The sequence below is a fragment of the Erythrobacter sp. HL-111 genome (genome assembly GCF_900105095.1).
GTDB lineage: Bacteria > Pseudomonadota > Alphaproteobacteria > Sphingomonadales > Sphingomonadaceae > Erythrobacter.
Window position 1 is genome coordinate 1351622 of the sequence record NZ_LT629743.1, and the last position, 17050, is coordinate 1368671.

Annotated in this window: 17 protein-coding genes, 1 tRNA gene and 1 pseudogene; 7 read left to right on the forward strand and 12 right to left on the reverse strand. The window is 66.9% G+C overall.

The window, feature by feature from the left end:
* Positions 1-13 precede the first annotated feature (13 nt).
* From BLU08_RS06415 to BLU08_RS06425, 3 genes and pseudogenes are all read right to left on the reverse strand, one after another.
* Positions 14-1257, reverse strand: a protein-coding gene (locus BLU08_RS06415; protein WP_090193779.1) for an IS3 family transposase whose coding sequence is annotated in 2 segments (ribosomal slippage) — positions 14-916 and positions 919-1257 — 1242 coding nt in all. Because the reading frame shifts where the segments join, the coding sequence is not laid out codon by codon here.
* Between the two features lie 46 nt (positions 1258-1303).
* Positions 1304-1768 (reverse strand): annotated as a pseudogene (locus BLU08_RS06420) (transposase); the annotation flags it as partial.
* 312 nt (positions 1769-2080) lie between these two features.
* Positions 2081-2170: transfer RNA gene (locus BLU08_RS06425), tRNA-Ser, on the reverse strand.
* A gap of 232 nt (positions 2171-2402) precedes the next feature.
* Here BLU08_RS06425 and hspQ point away from each other — a divergent pair.
* A complete protein-coding gene (gene hspQ, locus BLU08_RS06430; protein WP_090196980.1) occupies positions 2403-2783 on the forward strand; it encodes a heat shock protein HspQ in 381 nt (126 codons plus the stop codon).
* Between the two features lie 93 nt (positions 2784-2876).
* Here hspQ and BLU08_RS06435 read toward each other — a convergent pair whose 3' ends face one another.
* Complete coding sequence (locus BLU08_RS06435) at positions 2877-3776, reverse strand: ABC transporter permease (protein ID WP_090196985.1); 900 nt, start codon at positions 3774-3776, stop codon at positions 2877-2879.
* A gap of 95 nt (positions 3777-3871) precedes the next feature.
* On the opposite strand from BLU08_RS06435, the gene BLU08_RS06440 reads away from it, so the two are divergent.
* The 3 genes from BLU08_RS06440 to BLU08_RS06450 all read left to right on the forward strand — a co-directional run bounded on the left by BLU08_RS06440 (position 3872) and on the right by BLU08_RS06450 (position 6179).
* A complete protein-coding gene (locus tag BLU08_RS06440) occupies positions 3872-4600 on the forward strand; it encodes a GcrA family cell cycle regulator (protein WP_090196988.1) in 729 nt (242 codons plus the stop codon).
* 111 nt (positions 4601-4711) lie between these two features.
* Entirely contained in the window at positions 4712-5254 is a 543-nt protein-coding gene (locus BLU08_RS06445; protein WP_157674470.1) for a DUF1993 domain-containing protein, read from the forward strand.
* A gap of 1 nt (position 5255) precedes the next feature.
* Positions 5256-6179, forward strand: a complete 924-nt coding sequence (locus BLU08_RS06450; RefSeq protein WP_233996118.1) for a YdiY family protein — start codon at positions 5256-5258, stop codon at positions 6177-6179.
* Between the two features lie 13 nt (positions 6180-6192).
* Here BLU08_RS06450 and BLU08_RS06455 read toward each other — a convergent pair whose 3' ends face one another.
* The 4 genes from BLU08_RS06455 to truB form a co-directional block, all read right to left on the reverse strand.
* Positions 6193-6876: a spermidine synthase gene (locus BLU08_RS06455; protein ID WP_090196994.1), complete on the reverse strand. Its 684-nt coding sequence runs from the start codon at positions 6874-6876 to the stop codon at positions 6193-6195.
* Between the two features lie 148 nt (positions 6877-7024).
* Positions 7025-9340, reverse strand: a complete 2316-nt coding sequence (gene pnp / locus BLU08_RS06460) for a polyribonucleotide nucleotidyltransferase (RefSeq protein ID WP_090196998.1) — start codon at positions 9338-9340, stop codon at positions 7025-7027.
* Between the two features lie 266 nt (positions 9341-9606).
* Positions 9607-9876, reverse strand: a complete 270-nt coding sequence (rpsO, locus tag BLU08_RS06465) for a 30S ribosomal protein S15 (protein ID WP_068862823.1) — start codon at positions 9874-9876, stop codon at positions 9607-9609.
* A gap of 13 nt (positions 9877-9889) precedes the next feature.
* Positions 9890-10906, reverse strand: coding sequence for a tRNA pseudouridine(55) synthase TruB (truB, locus tag BLU08_RS06470; RefSeq protein ID WP_090197001.1), 1017 nt, complete (start codon positions 10904-10906; stop codon positions 9890-9892).
* 47 nt (positions 10907-10953) lie between these two features.
* Between truB and glpD the strand changes: the two genes are divergently transcribed.
* Both glpD and BLU08_RS06480 read left to right on the forward strand, forming a co-directional pair.
* A complete protein-coding gene (gene glpD, locus BLU08_RS06475) occupies positions 10954-12450 on the forward strand; it encodes a glycerol-3-phosphate dehydrogenase (RefSeq protein ID WP_090197004.1) in 1497 nt (498 codons plus the stop codon).
* A gap of 108 nt (positions 12451-12558) precedes the next feature.
* Entirely contained in the window at positions 12559-13929 is a 1371-nt protein-coding gene (locus BLU08_RS06480) for an IS1380 family transposase (RefSeq protein ID WP_090193798.1), read from the forward strand.
* A 180-nt stretch (positions 13930-14109) separates the two neighbouring features.
* Here the strand turns inward: BLU08_RS06480 and BLU08_RS06485 are convergent, their stop codons facing one another.
* Positions 14110-14790 carry a site-2 protease family protein gene (locus BLU08_RS06485; protein WP_090197007.1) on the reverse strand — a complete coding sequence of 227 codons (681 nt, stop codon included), beginning with the start codon at positions 14788-14790 and terminating at the stop codon, positions 14110-14112.
* Positions 14791-14831: 41 nt separating this feature from the next.
* Positions 14832-15431: a thymidine kinase gene (locus BLU08_RS06490; RefSeq protein ID WP_090197010.1), complete on the reverse strand. Its 600-nt coding sequence runs from the start codon at positions 15429-15431 to the stop codon at positions 14832-14834.
* 128 nt (positions 15432-15559) lie between these two features.
* Between BLU08_RS06490 and BLU08_RS06495 the strand changes: the two genes are divergently transcribed.
* Complete coding sequence (locus tag BLU08_RS06495; protein ID WP_090197012.1) at positions 15560-16147, forward strand: YceI family protein; 588 nt, start codon at positions 15560-15562, stop codon at positions 16145-16147.
* Between the two features lie 51 nt (positions 16148-16198).
* On the opposite strand, the gene rbfA is transcribed toward BLU08_RS06495, so the two are convergent.
* Positions 16199-16606: a 30S ribosome-binding factor RbfA gene (rbfA, locus tag BLU08_RS06500; protein WP_090197015.1), complete on the reverse strand. Its 408-nt coding sequence runs from the start codon at positions 16604-16606 to the stop codon at positions 16199-16201.
* Entirely contained in the window at positions 16606-17043 is a 438-nt protein-coding gene (locus BLU08_RS06505) for a PaaI family thioesterase (RefSeq protein ID WP_090197020.1), read from the reverse strand. Before BLU08_RS06505 ends, rbfA begins: the two co-directional genes overlap by 1 nt.
* Between the last annotated feature and the right edge of the window lie 7 nt (positions 17044-17050).

A 17050-nucleotide genomic window follows, 5' to 3' on the forward strand; every position in this document is an offset into this window, starting at 1 on the left:
GTGTCGTTGCCCCTTAATTCCCGGACAGTTCCTCACTGGTTGATTGGGTGATGTATTCTCGCGGGGCGAGGTAGCCAAGTGCGCGATGCGGGTGGACGGTGTTGTAGTGGTGGAACCAGCTGGGCAGCTGGTTGATCACGGCTCTGGCGTTGGGCTTTTCGGCGACGCGGACGTAGTCGCGCTTCATGGTGCGCACGAACGCTTCGGCCATGCCGTTGGACTGCGGGCTTTCGATGGGTGTCGTGCGCGGCCTGAGGTTGATCTCGCGGGCGAAGCGACGGGTCTCCCTGGCGGTGTAGCAACTGCCGTTATCGGTCAGCCATTCGATGGTAGTAGGGAGCCTGTTCACGCGGCCGAAGCGGTGCTCGACGGTGGCGGTCATGAGATCGCGCACGTCCTCGGCGGATATGCCTGCGGTGGTGGCAACAAAGCCCATCGCCTCGCGATCGCAGCAGTCGAGCGAGAAGGCGACCCGCACCTTCTCGCCGTTATCGCAGCCGATCTCGAAGCCGTCGGAGCACCAGCGGGTGTTGCGGGTATCGACCGCGACCCGCCCATCGTGGCGGCGCTCGTCACCCTTTCCGCTATGGCGCTGGAGCAGCAGGCCATGCACCTTCATCACTCGGTAGACCCGCTTGGCATTGGGCGCAGATGGCCCGCCATTGCGCGCCTGCCGCCGCAGGAGCGCATGGATCCGGCGGTAGCCATAGGTCGGCAGTTCGGCGATCAGGGCCTGGATACGCGCGACGAGCTCCTCCTCAGGCAGTGGAGGCCGGCCGCGGCGGCGTGCAGGAGCCTTGCGTCTGGCTGACGAGAGATGCTGCCGGGAGACGCCAAGCGCTCTCGCAACCGCGCTCACAGGTCGCCCTCCGGCAACGAGAGCGTGCGCAACGCTGTTTTTTTGGGTCCGGCCACGCGCGAGATCGCCTCGCGCAGGATCTCGTTCTCCATGGTCTTCTTACCGAGCATGCGCTGCAGCTCGCGCACCTGGTTCTCCAGCGCGCGATACTCGCTCGCCGGAACCACCTCGCCGCCAGCGCGGGTGGCGGACAGGGCGCCGCTTGCCGCCTGCCGGCGCCAGCCAAAAAGCTGGTTCGGCGCGACCCCGTGCATGCGCGCCACAAGCGACACGCTGTTGCCGGGCAGGAAGGTCTCTTCGACCATGCGGAGCTTCTCTTCCGGGGTCCAGCGCCTACGGCGCTGAACCCCTCCGAGAACCTCCGCATGCACATAGTTCCTGGGATTACTGTCGGTCATATGCCTCACTCTTACATAAGTGTGAGGTCCTGTCCGGTCATTTTGGGGGCCGCTTCAGGTAGCTGGCGCAGTAGATGTCGATCATGATCCCCAGCATCTTTGCCAGCTCGCGCGTGCTCGGCGCATTCTCCCAGCGGCTCATCGTCGGTTGGCTGGCCAACCCCGCACCCGATCCCGGCAGCTTGCCCAGCGCAAGGCGGAAGCCCGGATCATCGCGCAGAGCGTCGAGATCATCGGCATCCTCATAGCCGCAGGCGATCGCGAACATCCGCGCGCGCAGGATATCTTCAAGCCGATGAACCACCCGAGCAGGATCGCGCGGATCGGCAATACACGCCGCAAGTCGCTGGCAGAGCCCCATCATGCGCTCGGCCTGAGCCAGCACCAGGACCCCGCCATCCGAGGTCAGCCTGCCGCCGTCAAACGCAGCTGTGACCTTCTTGCCGCGCACTGCTGGAAACGAAAATACGGACGCGCTATCATCGCATCCGGCGGGTGTGGTCTGTGGCATATTTTGCCCCGTTGCAGGTCTGGCTTAAGCAACCACATTCCTACAACAATGCAAATGCTTACGCCACTCCCGCCAACCCGTCAGACCACTGCCGGTGAATAATCCGGGATAGGAAAGTTCTTTGGTTACAGAGCTTTGCAAGAAATTGACCAAATTGGCGCAGTCATGAGGTCCGGAGAATATCGGCGCTGAGAGACCGCTTCCGAGCCCCCCGGCGCCGGGACCGGTGCTCAGCCCCACCCGCATAACCCTCGAAAACAACGAAAAAATCCGGCCGCAGCCGGATCGGGAGAACGCTTTCGCAGGGGCAAGTGGCGGAGAGGGAGGGATTCGAACCCTCGGTACTCGTGAGAGCACAACGGTTTTCGAGACCGCCCCGTTCGACCACTCCGGCACCTCTCCGACTGCTGCTGCGGGCGCATGGTGCGGGACGACCCGCTCCGAATTGCGCCGAGCCCCGATTCGCCCCCATGGTTCGGTCGAAAACGCTGGCAGGGGCCGCCGGAAGCGCGCCCGTTAGCCCATGGTCCCGGCCTTGCCAAGTCCCGATCATCCACAAAATCGGGTTATATCTCGCACCTGCAGCACCCGGGCACCTTGCCATGTTCCCGCCAGGACCCATATCCTTCGCATTATGGAACGTGCACAGTTCTTCTCGACGCAGGCCGGGCGAACGATCTACGCCCCGCTTGAAACCCGCACCCGCTTCGGCATCGGCGACGTGGTCCGCCACAGGCTGTTCAACTTTCGCGGGGTGATCTTCGACATCGACCCGGTCTTCGCCAATTCCGAGGAATGGTACCAGTCGATCCCCGAGGACATCCGGCCCGATCGCGACCAGCCCTTCTACCACCTTCTCGCCGAAAACGACGATTCGAGCTATGTCGCCTATGTCAGCCAGGGCAACCTCGTCGCTGATCAGGCCGGCGGCCCGATCGACCATCCGACGGTGCCGCAATTGTTCGAAGGCTTCAAGGACGGTCGTTACCGGATGAGGCGCTCGCTGACCCATTGATCTTCGTGGCGGCGCCGTGCGCGCCGCCATTGTGCCCGGCCCGCTGCGGGCCGGCCTGCGGCCCGTTCCGGCGCGGCCTATCGGGGCGAACCGCTAGCTCTTCAGCTTCCAGCCGCTCCGCAGGACGGCATAGACGATCAACGCGAGGACGAGGTTGAAGGCCCCGATGCCCGCCGCCGCCCAGGCGACGGCGCTGGCCGGGCCGATATCGCTTTCGCCGAGGAAACCGTAGCGAAAGCCCGAGATCACGTAGAAGAAGGGGTTCGCCCGGCTCACCGCCTGGAAGGCGGGCGCGAGGTTCTCGATCACGTAGAACGTCCCCGACAGCAGCGAGAGCGGGGCGATCACGAAATTGGTGATCGCGGCATTGTGGTCGAATTTCTCCGCCCAGATCGAGGTCGCAAGCCCGAACAGCGCCAGCATCACCGATCCCATCAGCCCGAACCACGCGATCGCCCAGACATGCGCGAGATGGAGCGTCACGCCCGGCCACAGCACCATCGCCAGCGCCACGGTGCATCCCACCGCGATCGCCCGCGTCACCGCCGCCGCGACGATCCCCGCCATCAGTTCCCCCGGCGAAAGCGGCGGCATGAGGAGGTCGATGATCGTCCCCTGGATCTTGCCGGAGAGCAGCGAGAAGGAGGAATTGGCGAAAGCGTTCTGCATCATCCCCATGACGATCAGCCCCGGCGCGACGAAGCTCGCGAAGGGTACGCCGAGCACTTCCCGCCCCTCGCGGCCCAGCGCGACAGAAAAGATCACGAGAAACAGCAGCGTCGTGACTGCCGGAGCCCAGATCGTCTGGGTCTGGACCTTGAGAAACCGGCGGACCTCCTTAATATAAAGGCTGTAAAGCCCGACGCGGTTGATCCCGGTGATGACCGGGTGCCCGCGCGGGGTGAACCGGGTGCCCCGACCGGTTTCGGCAAGTGCGGGGGCAACGCCGGGCGGCGTCGCGGCTCGCTGCGTGGTGGATGCTTGATCGGCCATGACGCAGCGCCTAGGGCTTCGCCGATGCGCTGGCAACTCCCGCGCCGGCCCTTGCGGGCGAGTGGCGCGAGCATCAGGAACGAGTTGGAACATCTATGAGCTGGACTGACGAGCGCATCGCGACGCTCAGGAAAATGTGGGAAAGCGGTGCCACCGCGAGCCAGATCGCCGAGGAACTGGGCGGTGTCAGCCGCAACGCGGTGATCGGCAAGGCGCATCGTCTCGGACTCAAGTCGCGTCCCTCGCCGGTCAAGGCGAACGACAAGAAGAAGCCCGCACCCAAGAAGCCCGCCGCCAAGCCCGCCCCCGCCAAGAAGCAGGACGCCGCGCCCGCCCGGCCGCAGGCACGGGCCGAGACTGCCGCCCCGGCGGCGCCCGAACCCGCGCGCGAGAGCGCGAGCGCACCGCCCGCCGCGAAGGACGCCCCCGCCCGCCCCGATCCGGGCACGGCCGGTGATGCGGGCGAAACCCCCAAGGAACAGAACCTGCCCAAGATCGTCTCGGTCGGACCCGGCGGCTTCCTGCGGCAGGGTCCGGGCGACCAGCAGGCCCCGATCCCGCCCGCCCCGCCGCGCCGGCTCGTCCCGGCCAAGCCGAGCCCCGAGATCGCCGACAAGACGAGCCTGCTCGACCTGTCCGACAAGGTCTGCCGCTGGCCGATGGGCCATCCGGGCGAACCGGATTTCCACTTCTGCGGCGAGCCGGTGAACCCCGGCTTTCCCTATTGCGTCGAGCATTGCGGGCGGGCCTATCAGGCGCAGCTGCCGCGCGGCGCGCGCAAGCCCCCTCCCCCGCTGCCCTTCGGCGGACCCCGCGTGCGGTAAGCACGGCGTGCCGGGCCGCCCCGGCGCGGGTCGCTTCGGGGTGGCATGGGCCGGTTCCCCTCGCTAAGGACAGGGCCTGAACGCCCGCATCGGGCGAACGGGGGGAAATCGATGCCGCTCACGCTCCACGCAGCCTTCGTGCCGACTGCCGAGCAATTGCTCGGCGGGATGCGAAACGTGATCGACCGGGCCGAAGCCCATGTGCGGGCCGAAGGGCTTGACGACGCGGACCTCATCGGCGCCGCGCTCGCACCCGACATGTGGCCGCTGCCCTGGCACGTGCGCGCCTGCTGGGTCCATTCGGGCTATGCGCTCGGCCTGATGCCGACGGGCGAGTTCACCCCGGATTTCACCACCCGGCCCGAAAGCTGGGACGCGATGCGCGCGATGGTGGACGAGGCGCGCGCGGCGCTCAGCGGGGTGGACGAGGACGATCTCGAACGGATCGCGGACCAGCCCGTGGCCTTCGTCATGGGCGGCCAGCGGCTGATGGAAGGCACGGTATCGCAGTTCCTGCTGGGCTTCCACCAGGTCAATTTCCAGTTCCACGCCGCGACCTTCTACGGGATCCTGAGGATGAAGGGCGTGAAGCTCGGCAAGATGGATTACGTCGGTCCCATGGCGATGAGCCTTGCGGGTGGCGCGGGGGCGTGAATTGACCCGCTTCGCCCTGCTTCCGCTCGCCGCCCTAGCGACAGCCGCCCTGTCCGCCCCCGCCCTCGCCGGACTGCCCGCGCCGGTGCGCGCGATGATCGACGCGGCGATCGAGACCGGGGACGAGGCGAAGGTGCGGACCGTGCTCGAACTCGCCCGCGCGACCAATCCCGACGACGCGGCCGAGGTCGACGCGATCCTCGCCGCATACGAAACCGATCTTGCCGCTGCCGCCGAGGCCGAGGCCGCCAGCGAGGAAGAACGCATCCGCCAGGCGGGCCTGTTCGGGAACTGGAGCGGGAAGGGCGAATTCGGCGCTTTCCGCTCCACCGGCAATGCGTCGAACACCGGCATCACCGCGGGCCTCTCGCTGCTGCGCGATGGGATCAGGTGGCGGCACAAGCTGTCGGGCCGCGCCGATTACCAGGAGACCGAAGGCGTCGTCACGCGCGAACAGTACTTCGCCGCCTACGAGCCAAACTGGACGATCTCGGACCGCCTCTACGCCTATGGCCTCGCGCAATACGAACGCGACCGCTTTCAGGGCTTTTCGGCGCGCTATGCGGTCTCGGGCGGCCTCGGCTACGACGTGCTCACGGGCGAGGACATGACGCTTTCGGTGAAGGCGGGTCCGGCATGGCGGCGCACCGAATTCGTTGCCGGGGGGAGCCGCAGCGATCTCGCCGGCCTCGCCGCGCTCGATTTCGATTGGCGGTTGCTCGACACGGTGACGGTCACGCAGGATGCGAGCGCCTTCGTCCAGTCGGGCTCCTCGACCTTCGTTTCGGACAGCGGCCTCGTCGCGGGCATCGCCGGCGACCTGTCGCTGCGCCTGTCCTACACGGTCGAGCACGATACCGATCCGCCCGCGGGCGCGGTCAGGACGGACACGCTCAGCAGGGTGACGATCATCTACGATTTCTGAGCGCCGCGCGAAGCTAGCCCTTGCGTGCGAACCAGATCGTGTGGCGCGGCCCCTTGTTGTTGGGGCGGGCGCGCACCTCGCGCGCCTCGACGGCAAAGCCCGCTTCCTTCAGCCGACGGGTGAACCTGTGGTCGGGCGCCGCGGACCAGATCGCGAGCACGCCGCCGGGACGCAGCGCATCGCGCGCCTTGCCGAGGCCGGTGCGCGAATAGAGCCGGTCGTTGCCGTCGCGCACGATCCCGTCGGGGCCGTTGTCGACGTCGAGCAGGATCGCGTCGTATTTCTCGCAAGTGCCGTCATTGGCATCGTCGATCAGCGCCGCGACATCGCAGATGCGGATATCGCCGCGCGGGTCCTCGAGGCTGTCGCCGGTGAGGTGCGCGAGCGGCCCTTTGGCCCAGTCGAGGATTTCGGGCACGATCTCGGCAACGCGCACGATGCCGCCTGCGGGCAGTTTCGACAGGGCGGCGCGGTAGGTGAAGCCCATGCCGTAGCCGCCGATGAGCACGCGCGGGGCCCGCGCGGCGAGTTCGGCCAGGGTCAGCACGGCGAGCTGTTCCTCGGAAAATTGCATCCGGGTGCCCATCAATTCGCCCCGGCCCAGCATGATGATGAAGTCGCGCCCGTGGCTGACGAGGGTCAGCTCCTCCTCGCCGCCCGGAATGGCGGCCGCGGCGATGGTCTTGCGTTCGAGCATGGTGCTTCCGTTCAGAGGCGAAAGGGCCGCCCGGCCTTGCGGCGGGCGGCCCTTCCGAGTGTTCCGTGAGCTCCCGCCAAGGCAGGAGCCTCAAGCGTGCAGGCGCTCGGCCGAACGAGGTCCCCGCCTGCGCGGGGACTCCGCCCGGTCAGTCCTTGAGGAAGTCGGGCATCGCGGCCGGGGCGCTGCCGCCCTCGTCGCGATTGCCGCCGCGCGGGCCGCCGCGCCCGCGACCGCCGCGACGATCGCCGCCCCGGTCACCGCCGCGTCCGCCGCGATCGCCGCGATCGCCGCGGGGCTTGTCGCCACCGCGATCGCCGCGCGGTTCACGGGGGGGCCGCGTGTCCTCGAGCTCCTCGCCGGTGTCCTGGTCGACCACCCGCATCGACAGGCGGACCTTGCCGCGCTGGTCGATCTCGAGCACCTTGACCTTCACGTCCTGGCCTTCGGAGACGACATCGGTCGGCTTCTCGACGCGCTCGTTCCTCATTTCGGAAACGTGGACGAGCCCGTCCTTGCCGCCCATGAAGTTCACGAAGGCGCCGAAATCGACGATGTTGACGACCTTGCCCGAGTAGATCTTGCCGACTTCCGGCTCCTCGACGATGCCGAGGATCCAGTTCCTCGCCGCCTCGATCTCGTCGAGATTGCTGGACGAGATCTTGATCACGCCCTCGTCGTCGATGTCGACCTTGGCTCCGGTTTCCGCGACGATCTCGCGGATGACCTTGCCGCCCGTGCCGATGACGTCGCGGATCTTCGACTTGTCGATCTGCATCGTCTCGATCCGCGGCGCGTGCCGGGAAACCTCGCCGCGGGCGGAACCCAGCGCCTTGGTCATCTCGCCGAGGATGTGCGCGCGGCCAGCCTTGGCCTGTTCGAGCGCCTTTTCCATGATCTCGCGGGTGATCCCTGCGACCTTGATGTCCATCTGGAGCGAGGTGATCCCGTTTTCGGAGCCCGCCACCTTGAAGTCCATGTCGCCGAGATGGTCCTCGTCACCCAGGATGTCGGACAGCACCGCGAACTTGTCGCCTTCGAGGATCAGGCCCATGGCGATACCCGAAACCGGACGCTTGATCGGAACCCCCGCATCCATCATCGACAGGCAGCCGCCGCAGACGGTCGCCATCGAGGACGAGCCGTTCGATTCGGTGATGTCGGAGAGCACGCGGATCGTGTAGGGAAACTCCTCCGCGCTCGGCATGACCGGGTGCAGCGCGCGCCAGGCTAGCTTGCCGTGGCCGATCTCCCGCCTCCCGGTAAAGCCGAAGCGGCCCACTTCGCCGACCGAATAGGGCGGGAAGTTGTAGTGCAGCATGAAGTTCGAGTAGCTCAGCCCCTCAAGCCCGTCGATCATCTGCTCGGCGTCCTTGGTGCCGAGCGTGGTGGTGCAGATCGCCTGGGTCTCGCCCCTGGTGAACAGCGCCGAGCCATGGGTGCGCGGCAGAAGGCCGACCATCGCCTCGATCGGGCGGACCTGGTCGAGCCCGCGCCCGTCGATGCGGGTCCCGTCCTTGAGGATCGAGCCGCGCACGACCTCGCTTTCGAGCTTCTTCACGAGCTTGAGCGTGGCGAGATATTCGGCCGGATCGCTCTCGGCGAGGTCGGCGAAGGCTTCGCGCGCCTTTTCGCGCGCGGCGTTGACCGCGTCGTGGCGCTGCGCCTTGTTGGTGAGCTTGTAGGCGGCCTCGAGGTCCGCGCCGATGACGCTGCGAAGCCTGTCCATCTTCGCCGACTTGTCCTCGACCGGATCGAGTTCCCACGGATCCTTGGCGGCCTGTTCGGCGAGGTCGATGATCGCGCCGACCACCTTCTTGCATTCGTCGTGCGCGAACATCACGGCACCGAGCATTTCCTCCTCGGTCAGCTCCTTGGCTTCGGATTCGACCATCATCACCGCGTCCTGCGTCGCGGCGACGACCAGATCGAGCCGGCCGTTCTCGCCCAGCGCGTCCGACACGCTCGGATTGAGGACATATTCGCCGTCGGTGGTGAAGCCGACGCGCGCGGCGCCGATCGGGCCCATGAAGGGCAGGCCCGACAGGGTCAGCGCGGCGCTGGCGGCGATCATCGCGACGATGTCGGGCTCGGTCTCGCCATCATAGCTGAGGACCTGCGCGATCACGTTGATCTCGTTGTGGAAGCCCTCCGGGAAGAGCGGCCGCACCGGGCGGTCGATCAGGCGGGAGGTGAGCGTTTCCTTCTCCGTCGGGCGCGCCTCGCGCTTGAAGAAGCCGCCCGGGATGCGGCCCGCGGCCGAGAATTTTTCCTGGTAGTGGACGGTGAGCGGGAAGAAGTCCTGGCCTTCCTTGACGCTCTTGGCGGCGGTAACGGCGCACAGCACCACGGTCTCGCCATAAGTGGCCAGCACGGCGCCGTCGGCCTGACGGGCAATGCGGCCGGTTTCCAGAGTGAGGGTTTTGCCGCCCCACTCCAGCGATACGGTTTTCGTGTCGAACATTTGGATTCCTTGCTGAACCCGCTGCGCCCTATTGCGTAGCGGGGCCTCTTTTGCCGGGGAAGATTGCCGTCCCGGTCCGGTGTGGGGCCGGTTTCGCCCCTTTAGCCCCTTCACCGAATTGCGAAGGAAAGCCGAAAGTGTCACGCGCGCGGAGGGCGCGGTGCCGCCCGCCTGCATCCTTGCGGACGGGGCGCGACCTTCCATAACGGAATATGCCGCGTCTGGATAGCGAAACGGCTCCCCGCGGGGAGCCGTTCCTGAATGGGTTATTTTCTGAGACCCAGCTTCTGGATCAGGGCGTTGTACCGCTCGACGTCCTTCTTCTTCAGGTAGGCGAGCAGCGTGCGACGCTTGTTGACCATCATCAGCAGGCCGCGGCGCGAATGGTTGTCCTTGTGGTGATCCTTGAAGTGCTCGGTGAGGTTGCGGATGCGCTCGGTGAGGATCGCGACCTGCACTTCGGGGCTGCCGGTGTCCTTGGGATCACGGGCGTTGTCGGAAATGATTTCCTGCTTCTTTTCGGCGGTCACCGACATTCGATTTCTCTTTCTACTCAGCGACATCGGGAAGGTTGAAGCCCCTGACGACCCTGGCCGTCCCATCCGAGATTTCCACCAGCGCGACCGGGACGGTGCCCAGCTTCGCCAGATGGAGCCCGGATGATTGGGGCATCCCGGAAAGGACCCGGCCCTGGCGGACCGCCTGCGCGCTCTCCGGATCGAGGGTCAGGGCCGGGATGTCGTCCAGCCCCGCCTCCAGCGGCAGGATGAGGTCTTGAAGTGGCGGCCCATTACCGCTTCGGGCGGCAAAGTCCAGCGAAATCGCCTGTTCCTCGCGGAACGGGCCGGCCTTCGTGCGGCGCAGGTAGGTGACATGACCGCGCGTTCCAAGGGCAAGCGCGATGTCGCGGGCGAGGCTGCGGATATAGGTGCCCTTGGAGACATGGGCGGTGAGGGTGACCGTTTCGGCGACTTCGAGCGGGGCCGACGCCGAAAAGGGATCGGGCCGCCCGCCTTCGTTCTGGAAGCTCGATCCGAGCGCCCTGTCCTCGCCGCCGCTGCGCCCCGCCCCGCCCGCGAAATCCAGCGAATGCACCGTCACGCGGCGCGGTTCGAGCCGGAATTCCTCGCCCGCCCTCGCCCGGTCATAGGCGCGCTTTCCATCGACCTTGAGCGCCGAATAGGCCGGGGGGAGCTGTTCGATCTCTCCGGTGAAATGATCGAGCACACCCGCGATCGCGGCGAGCGGCGGGAACCGGTCGCTCCGGTGGAGCACCTCGCCCTCGGAATCGAGCGTGTCGGTCTCGGCCCCGAACCGGATCGTGAAATCGTAAACCTTGCTCGCATCGAGCATCCGCCCGGCAAGCTTGGTCGCCTCGCCCAGCGCGATCGGCAGCACGCCCTCGGCCAGCGGGTCGAGCGTGCCGCCGTGCCCGACCTTGGTCCTCGCATGACCGCCTTCGCGCATCAGCCGCTTGACCATCCCGACCGCCTGCGTCGAGCCCAAGCCGCGCGGCTTGTCGAGCACCAGCCAGCCGTGGAGAGCGGGTTTGGAAGCGTCCGTCATCCGCGCCCCCTAGCCAAAGCGGGACGGAACCGCCAAGTTTCATCACCATGGATTCGGGCGAAACCGATCATTTCGACCTCCTCATCATCGGCGGCGGGATAAACGGGGCCGGCATCGCGCGCGACGCGGCCGGGCGCGGCCTTGCGGTCTGCCTCGTCGAGAAGGACGATCTTGCGAGCCACACCTCGTCGGCCTCGACCAAGCTTGTCCACGGGGGCCTCAGGTATCTCGAACACTACGAATTCCGGCTGGTGCGCGAAAGCCTGAGGGAGCGCGAGCGGCTGCTCGCCATCGCGCCGCACATCATCTGGCCGCTGCGCTTCGTCCTGCCGCATGACGAAGGGCTGAGGCCGAAATGGATGCTGCGCCTCGGCCTGTTCCTCTACGACCACCTCGGCGGGCGCAAGCTGCTGGCGCCGACCCGCAGCGTCGACCTCAGAAAGCCCCCGCATGGCGCGATCCTCGAGCAGCGCCTCACGCGCGGCTTCGAATATTCGGATTGCTGGGTCGAGGATTCCCGCCTCGTCGTGCTCAACTGCATGGACGCGGCCGCGCGCGGGGCTTCGATCCGCACCCGCACCGAATGCATCGCCCTCGAACGCGGTGCGGATCGCTGGACCGCGCGGCTCGCGCATGGGGGCGCGGAAAGCACCGTCACCGCCGACCGCGTGGTCAACGCCGCGGGGCCGTGGATCGACCGGCTGCTCGACCGCGCCCTGCCGCAGGAAGGCCATGCGAAGCTGCGCCTGGTCAAGGGCAGCCACCTGATCTTCCCGCGGCTGTTCGAGGGCGAGCATTGCTACATCTTCCAGAACCGCGACGGCCGGATCATCTTCGCCATCCCCTACGAGCGCGACTTCACCCTAATCGGAACCACGGACGTGAGCTTCGAGGGCGATCCGGCGGAAATCGCGATCAGCGCCGAGGAAGCGCGATACCTGTGCGATGCGGCGAACGAATATCTCGCCCGCGACGTGTCGCCCGATGACGCGGTCGGCTCCTATGCGGGGGTACGCCCGCTCTACGACGACCGTTCGGCCGAGAATTCGACCGTGACGCGCGACTACCAGTTCGAGCTCGACCGCGGCGAAACCGGCGGCGGCCCTCCCCTGCTCTCGATCTTCGGCGGCAAGATCACGACCTATCGCAAGCTCGCCGAGCACGCGCTTAAGGAACTGGGCATCGGCGGGCGGGAATGGACCGCGCGCGCGGCGCTTCCCGGCGGCGATATCGACCCCGCGCGCTTCGAGGATTTCGTTAGCGAACAGGCGCGGCGCCATCCCTTCCTCGCCCCTGCCACCGTGCGGCGGCTCGCGCGCGCCTATGGCACGCGGATGGACGCCGTGATCGGCGATGCCAGGGGCACGAACGATCTCGGGCAGCGCATGGGCGGCGATCTCTACGCGGCGGAGCTCGAATACCTCGTGGCGCACGAATTCGCCCGCAGCGCCGAGGACGTGCTGAAACGCCGCTCAAAGCTCTTCCTGCACCTCGACCCGGCGGCGCAGGAGCGCGTCGCCCGCTGGTTCGAGCAGCGCGGCTAGCCCGGATTATTCACCGGCGGTGGTCTGACGGGTTGGCGGGAGTGGCGTAAGCATTTGCATTGTTGTAGGAATGTGGTTGCTTAAGCCAGACCTGCAACGGGGCAAAATATGCCACAGACCACACCCGCCGGATGCGATGATAGCGCGTCCGTATTTTCGTTTCCAGCAGTGCGCGGCAAGAAGGTCACAGCTGCGTTTGACGGCGGCAGGCTGACCTCGGATGGCGGGGTCCTGGTGCTGGCTCAGGCCGAGCGCATGATGGGGCTCTGCCAGCGGCTTGCGGCGTGTATTGCCGATCCGCGCGATCCTGCTCGGGTGGTTCATCGGCTTGAAGATATCCTGCGCGCGCGGATGTTCGCGATCGCCTGCGGCTATGAGGATGCCGATGATCTCGACGCTCTGCGCGATGATCCGGGCTTCCGCCTTGCGCTGGGCAAGCTGCCGGGATCGGGTGCGGGGTTGGCCAGCCAACCGACGATGAGCCGCTGGGAGAATGCGCCGAGCACGCGCGAGCTGGCAAAGATGCTGGGGATCATGATCGACATCTACTGCGCCAGCTACCCCACTCCGCCGGCGGCGGTGACGCTGGATATCGATGACACCTGCGACGTCGTGCACGGCTATCAGCAACTCTCCTTCTGGAACGGACATCATGGGGAGCGCTGCTTCCTGCCGATCCATGTCTACGACACGGCAACGGGCCGGCCGGTGGCGATGCTGCTGCGCACGGGCAAGACGCCTTCTGGCAAGGAGGCGGCAGGGCATATCCGGCGTCTGGTGCGCCATCTTCGCCGCCACTGGCCCGATACCCACATCACCATCCGAGGCGACGGGCATTATGGACGGCCCGAGGTCATGGCCTTCTGCGAGGCGGCCCATGTCGATTACGTGTTCGGTCTGCCGACCAACGCCGCGCTGCGCGCTGATCCGGTTATCGTCACTGCCGCCGATGCCTGCGCGGTCCGCCGCGCCGAGTGCCAACTCCCGGTCCTGCACAGCTATGCCGAGACCCGCTACGGCGCGAAGAGCTGGAACCGCCAGCGCCGCGTCGTCGCCAGGATCGAGGCCAGCACGCTGGGCATGGATATCCGCTATGTCGTCACATCGCTAACCCAAGGCTCGGCTGAATACATCTATGACACGCTCTACTGTGCGCGCGGGCAGGCCGAGAACTTGATCAAGCTGCACAAGACCCAGCTGGCCAGTGACCGCACCTCGTGCCGGTCGGCGAACGCCAACCAGATGCGCCTGATCCTGCACACCGCTGCCTACTGGCTGCTGTGGCGCGTTCAGCAGGCGATCCCAAAGACCACCGCTCTGGCAAAAGCCGAGTTTACGACCCTGCGCCTGCGGCTGCTCAAGGTTGCTGCCCGCGTCATGGAAAGCGCCACCCGAATCCGCGTAGCGTTCGCCTCTGCGTGCCCCGATGCCGATCTGATGCGTGCCATCGTTCTCGCGCTCAAGCCTGCGCCGACGTAGCGGGCGCGGCAGTGCCGCAGAAACCCCGAGCCAAGTCCTTCAACCAGAAAAGCCCATCGATCACAGCGCGGTGAAACAGACGCCAGCGGTGCCGCACGCCCGCTCTACGCCGCCGCACGCAGCAGTGGCGTCAAGCTCGCGCCGAGAGGCGCCCAACCGCATCGCCGTGAATAAGAGAGGCTAGAGCCCCGACACGATGTCGGCGAGGTGCAGGAACAGCCCCATCGCGATCCCCAGCGGCGGCAGCAGCAGCGCCTCGAGCCAGCCGGTCCCGAAGAACCAGCTATAGGCGATCACGCCCAGCAGCAGGACGATCCCCACCTGCTGCAGCCGTGCCCAGTAGAAGCGCAGCCGGTCGGGCAGCAGCCCGCCGACGATGTGCGACCCGTCGAAGGGCGGGATCGGCAGCAGGTTGAACAGGCCGAGGAAGATGTTGATGAGGAGGAACAGCGTCAGCACCGTGCCCAGCACGTTGCCCTCGACCAGGATGCTCGCCCCGTTGATCGCGCTCAGCACGCCGATCAGGACCGCGCCGAGCGCGGCGAGCACGAAATTGCTAGCCGGCCCCGCCAGCGCGACCGCCATCATTCCGTAGCGCGGGCTTTTCAGGCGATACTGGTTGACCGGGACCGGCTTGGCCCAGCCGAAGGCGGGCGCCCCGGCGAGCAAGAGCGCGCCCGGCACGAGCAGCGTGCCCACCGGATCGACATGGCGAATGGGGTTGAGCGTCAGCCGCCCGCGCTCGCTCGCGGTGGGATCGCCCAGCAGCTTCGCCACGTAGCCATGCGCGACTTCGTGGAACACGATCGCGACGATGAGGCAGGGGACGAGCAGGAGAACGAGCGTGACGGTGTCTTCCATGACGGATCAGATAGGCATCGCGGGACCTGCGCGCCATACGCCTAGCGCGCGAGGGCCTGCGAAAAATGCCGCCGGCACAGCGCGACGTAGCTTTCGTTGCCGCCGATCGCGGTCTGCTCACCCTCGCGGATCGGCTCGCCCGCCGCATCGACGCGCAGGTTCATCGTCGCCTTGCGCCCGCAATGGCACACGGCCTTTAGTTCGACGAGCGCATCGGCAATGCCCAGCAGAATGGCCGAGCCGGGGAAGAGTTCGCCGCGGAAATCGGTCCTGAGTCCGTAGCAAAGGACCGGGATCCCGGCCTCGTCGCACAGCCGGGCGAGCTGCCAGACCTGGGCAGGGGTCAGGAACTGCGCCTCGTCCACGAGCACGCAGTCGATCCCCCGCTCCCCGAACGCGTTCTCGCCCTCGTTCTCGTGCGCGACGGCGACGGCGTCATGGAGATCGGTCGCAGGTCCGAAACGATGCGCTTCGGCCTCGAGCCCGATGCGGCTGCGGATCATCCCCTCGGAACGCGTGTCGAGCGCGGCGGTCCACAGCATCGTGTTCATTCCCCGCTCGCGGTAATTGAAATCGGCCTGCAGCAGGCTCGATGACTTGCCCGCGTTCATGCTCGAATAGTAGAAATAGAGCTTGGCCAAACCGCCCTCCCGTGCGCGATCTGGTCCTAGCGGGGGAGCCGGGATCGCACCAGCCGGGCGAGGCCAGCATTCCCCGGCGAAACCTTTTGTGCCATCACGGGTTGGGTTCGCGAAGGGACGCCCGTCGAATGCAAGCGATCCGCCTCCTGCTGCTGCCGCTTCTCGCATTGTTCGCGGGGCTTGCGGCATTGGCGCAGCAGCCGGGCTCGGGCGCGCTCGACTACCGGCTCGATGCCAATGCGAGCAACGTGTCCGCCCGCGTCCCCTTCTTCGGCCTCGCCAGCAAGACCGCGCGCTTTCCGAGGATGGAGGGCGCGGTCACCATCGTCCCCGACGCGCCCGAACGCGCGGTGATCGACGTGACCTTCGATGCCGAAGCGATCGAGGCGCCCGACCGCGTGACTCTGCGGCGGCTGAGGGGCGAGAAGTTCTTCTGGGTGGAGCGCTATCCCGAGATTCGTTTCGTCGGGCGCGCGCTCAAGCTGACGAACCCGCGCGAAGGCACGCTCGACGGGGAACTGACCGCACGCGGGGTGAGCCGGCCGCAGGTGCTGAAGGTGACTTTCGAAACCCCGCCGGCCGAAGCGGTGGGCCAGCCGATCAGCTTCACCGGCCGCACGACGATCGACCGGCGCGATTACGGGATGACCAGCTTCCCCCTGATCGTCGGAAACAAGGTCGACATCGAACTGCGCGCGCGGATGGTGCCGCGCTGAAGCCCGGCCCGCGTCCCGGCGAAGGCGGGGACCCGGGCTCTTCCAGGCGCTCTATTCCTCCTCGTCGCCGTCGAGGTCCCGCGCGACCTTGGGATCGCGCAGCAGCGCCTCGATCCGGTCGGCCTCGGCGAAGCTCTCGTCCTTGCGGAACTTCAGCCTGGGCGCGAACTTGAGGCCCAGTCGCTTCGCCACCTCGCGCTGGAGGAAGGCGGTGTTCTGCCTGAGCGCCGACACCACCTCGTCCTCGGCCTGGCCGAGCAGCGGTTTCACATAGGCCGTCGCGTGGCGCAGGTCGGGAGTCATGCGGACCTCGGTCACGGAAATGTTCGCCGCGCTCACCGTCTCGTCATGCACCTCGCGCCGGGCGAGGAGTTCGGACAGGATGTGCCGCACCCGCTCGCCCACCTTGAGGACGCGGACCGAATGCTGTTCGGCGGTGTAGTCCTGTTTCCTCGCCATCACGCCATTCCCGTCGATTCCGGCGTCGGACGCGGGGTCGGGATTGCGGTCGAGGTCGCGCGGGCCATCAGCTTGCCGTCCTCGGACAGGAGCTCCGCCTCGAGGAAGACGACCTTGCGCCCCGCTTTCACGACGCGCCCCTTGCCGATCAGCGGGCCTTCGGGGATCAGTCGGATGAGGCTCATGGTGATGTCGAGATTGAGCGGCGCCATCTCGCCCCCGGTGGCGGCGACATAGGCATAACCCATCACGTCATCGAGATAGCCCGCGACCAGCCCGCCCTGCACCCCGCCGCGCCAGGTGGTCATCTCGCGGCGCACGGTAAAGCGCATGGTCGCGGTCTGCGTTTCCTCGTCCCAGCCCATGAATTGAGAGCCGAGCAACGCGGAATGGGGCGAGGTGTCGTGGTCCTCGGGGAAGTAGCTGATGTCGTTCATTCAGCGC

Bases quoted from the DNA above. Each gene is read 5' to 3' on its own strand.
- BLU08_RS06435 (WP_090196985.1), bottom strand. From the start codon at position 3,776: ATGGCCGATCAAGCATCCACCACGCAGCGAGCCGCGACGCCGCCCGGC.
- truB (WP_090197001.1), bottom strand. From the start codon at position 10,906: ATGACGGACGCTTCCAAACCCGCTCTCCACGGCTGGCTGGTGCTCGAC.
- rpsO (WP_068862823.1), bottom strand. From the start codon at position 9,876: ATGTCGGTGACCGCCGAAAAGAAGCAGGAAATCATTTCCGACAACGCC.
- BLU08_RS06445 (WP_157674470.1), top strand. From the start codon at position 4,712: ATGCCGCTCACGCTCCACGCAGCCTTCGTGCCGACTGCCGAGCAATTG.
- glpD (WP_090197004.1), top strand. From the start codon at position 10,954: ATGGATTCGGGCGAAACCGATCATTTCGACCTCCTCATCATCGGCGGC.
- BLU08_RS06440 (WP_090196988.1), top strand. From the start codon at position 3,872: ATGAGCTGGACTGACGAGCGCATCGCGACGCTCAGGAAAATGTGGGAA.
- pnp (WP_090196998.1), bottom strand. From the start codon at position 9,340: ATGTTCGACACGAAAACCGTATCGCTGGAGTGGGGCGGCAAAACCCTC.
- rbfA (WP_090197015.1), bottom strand. From the start codon at position 16,606: ATGGCGAGGAAACAGGACTACACCGCCGAACAGCATTCGGTCCGCGTC.
- BLU08_RS06485 (WP_090197007.1), bottom strand. From the start codon at position 14,790: ATGGAAGACACCGTCACGCTCGTTCTCCTGCTCGTCCCCTGCCTCATC.
- BLU08_RS06505 (WP_090197020.1), bottom strand. From the start codon at position 17,043: ATGAACGACATCAGCTACTTCCCCGAGGACCACGACACCTCGCCCCAT.
- BLU08_RS06495 (WP_090197012.1), top strand. From the start codon at position 15,560: ATGCAAGCGATCCGCCTCCTGCTGCTGCCGCTTCTCGCATTGTTCGCG.
- BLU08_RS06480 (WP_090193798.1), top strand. From the start codon at position 12,559: ATGCCACAGACCACACCCGCCGGATGCGATGATAGCGCGTCCGTATTT.
- BLU08_RS06455 (WP_090196994.1), bottom strand. From the start codon at position 6,876: ATGCTCGAACGCAAGACCATCGCCGCGGCCGCCATTCCGGGCGGCGAG.
- hspQ (WP_090196980.1), top strand. From the start codon at position 2,403: ATGGAACGTGCACAGTTCTTCTCGACGCAGGCCGGGCGAACGATCTAC.